Source organism: Fulvivirga kasyanovii (assembly GCF_009711405.1).
Classification (GTDB): Bacteria; Bacteroidota; Bacteroidia; order Cytophagales; family Cyclobacteriaceae; genus Fulvivirga; species Fulvivirga kasyanovii.
Window position 1 is genome coordinate 1 of sequence record NZ_SMLW01000224.1, and the last position, 2,491, is coordinate 2,491.

Annotated in this window: 3 protein-coding genes; 2 read left to right on the plus strand and 1 reads right to left on the minus strand. The window is 40.9% G+C overall.

The annotated features are described in order from the left end of the window. The first annotated feature begins 223 nt into the window (after positions 1-223). Entirely contained in the window at positions 224-559 is a 336-nt protein-coding gene (locus E1163_RS01050) for a hypothetical protein (protein ID WP_155168672.1), read from the plus strand. A gap of 147 nt (positions 560-706) precedes the next feature. After that, the gene (locus E1163_RS01055) at positions 707-2,056 is read left to right on the plus strand and encodes a sigma-54-dependent transcriptional regulator (protein ID WP_155168673.1); all 1,350 of its coding nucleotides are present in this window, start codon (positions 707-709) and stop codon (positions 2,054-2,056) included. Between the two features lie 10 nt (positions 2,057-2,066). Here the strand turns inward: E1163_RS01055 and E1163_RS30280 are convergent. After that, a partial coding sequence (locus E1163_RS30280) for a hypothetical protein (protein WP_185155909.1) occupies positions 2,067-2,491 on the minus strand: 425 nt, incomplete at its 5' end.

A 2,491-nucleotide genomic window follows, 5' to 3' on the forward strand; every position in this document is an offset into this window, starting at 1 on the left:
TTTAAGCGAAATGGCCTTAGAAAAAAATTTGGTTTCTGCATCGCCATCAGGCCGGCCTCCACAGGTACACATCAATTTGTAGAAAAATACAACAGTCAATTTTACTTCTCAATCTATATTCATAAATAAACTTCTGAATATCAGCAACTTAATTACAAAAATGTGATTTGGCACAATTCTGTATCCTTTCCAGGTAAATGAATTTTTAACCAAAACGAATAAAATGATGAAACTGACTAAAATATTTATAGCTGCATTTGCACTCACTTTCGCCGCCATTGTATCAACCCAGGCAACTCCTACAGAAGTAAAATCAGCAGATGAGGTTATTTTAAAGATAGACCCTAAAAAGACCGAAATAACCCCTTCTGAACTTCCTGCATCTATAAAGGATGCTATCATGAATGGCGAGTTTGCCAAGTGGAACATCGCCAAAGTTTATAAGATTACCTACTCGGAAGATGAAAGCAAGGTGGAATATGAGGTACACTTTGCCAATGAACAAAAGCAAAAGCAAATAAAAGTTTACAATAAAGAGGGTGCGCTAATTGAGGACTAAAGGATGGATTAGTCTTTTCAACAGCCAATAGCACTTCTTTAACTCCGGAAAGGCCCGCTTTAACAAGTGGGCCTTTATTTTTGTTAGCTTATAGATCACATTTGCCCTAACAAACCGTTAAAGCATTAACAAAGCAAGAACTAAGTAATGGCGAGGATTTTAATAGTTGAAGATGATGCCTCCTTTGCAACCATGCTAAAGGGGTTTCTGGTAAAGAACAGTTTCGAATGCGACAATGCCTCAAATGGCATGATGGCCTTAAGAAAGCTTAATGAAAAATCTTTTGACATCATACTTTCGGACCTAAAAATGCCAGATCTCGACGGGCTTGACCTACTCAAAGAAATAAAGCGGAAGGACCATGACTGCAGCGTTATTATTATGACGAACTACGCCCATATCAAAAGTGCCGTCAAAGCCATTAAACTTGGAGCGTTTGAATACATTGCCAAGCCGATTAACCCGGATGAGTTATTGGCCATCATCAATAAAGCTTTGATCAAAAAATCGGCTGATGAAGCCCCTCCTGTTCCAGCTACATCAAGCTTTGAATTTGTACATGGCCAAAGTCCTGATTTTCAAAGAATAATTCAGCATGTAGGGCTGGTGGCCGAAACTGACATGTCTGTTCTGATACTTGGAGAAAGTGGTACGGGCAAAGAATATATCGCTCGCCTGATACACCAGAAAAGCAAGCGGAAAGACAAGCCATTCGTATCTATAGATTGCGGTGCGTTGTCAGAAAACCTTGCGGCCAGTGAACTATTCGGACATGTAAAGGGAGCCTTTACAGGGGCAATAAACGATAAAGATGGACAGTTTAAACTTGCTAATGGTGGCACCTTGTTCCTGGACGAGATAGGTAACCTTTCTTATGAGGTACAGGTGAAGCTGCTCCGTGTACTACAGGAAAGAAAAGTACGAAAGGTAGGCGGCACCAAAGATTTTGATGTAGATGTAAGGCTAATTACGGCAACCAATGAAAACCTGAGCCCTGTAGCATCTTCCGACAGCAATTTCAGGGAGGATTTATTTCACCGTATCAACGAATTTCAAATTAACATACCACCACTAAGGCAACGAAAGCAGGACATAGAGGTTTACGCCCAGTATTTTCTAGAAAGGGCCAACCACGAACTCAACCGCAATGTAAAAGGTTTTTCAGATGAAGTAATGGAGGTATTCCTGAACTACGACTGGCCCGGAAATATACGTGAACTGAAAAATATGGTGAGGAGATCCGTGTTACTCGAAACAGAGGAGTACTTGAGTTCTGACAACCTGCCTGAGCTAACTGCTGCAGAAGGCCTGTTGTCTTCCGAAAAAGAGCATAGTCAGCCGAAAGACCTAAAAACGCTGGCCATACAAAGCGAAAAGGCTCTTATAGCGCAGACTCTGAAAGATGTAAAGTTCAATAAATCAAAAGCCGCCAGAATTTTGAAGATTGACCGCTCTACTCTGTATAACAAAATCAGGAAATACGAACTGGAAGCATAACCACGGCCACTTACGCGATCACTTGTTTCCTGATGCCATTGAGCAATTTATGGGAGTAGTGCTCTATCTGCAGAAAATGTTCATTCAGTTGCTTTTTACTCATGTCGGAGGCATAAAGCTCCAGCTTTTGCAGTAATTGATTTAGTTCATCCTGGTCATAATATGATACGGAGGACAACATCTTATGAGCATAATTTTTAATGGTCCTAGCATCTGCTTTATCCACTTCGGCTTTCAGCAAAAGGAGATCTTTTTCATGGTTATCTATGAATGTATTTACATAGGTTATCAGCAGCTCCTGATCTCCGCAGGCAAATTTATAAACCTTGCTTAGATCAACTTCCGCCACCTCTTCTGCCAATAAACCTGCAACTTTCTTAATATTCTGGCCGTTCAGCGGCTTCTCCAGTACCAGATTAGCCCCCTGTACTTCCA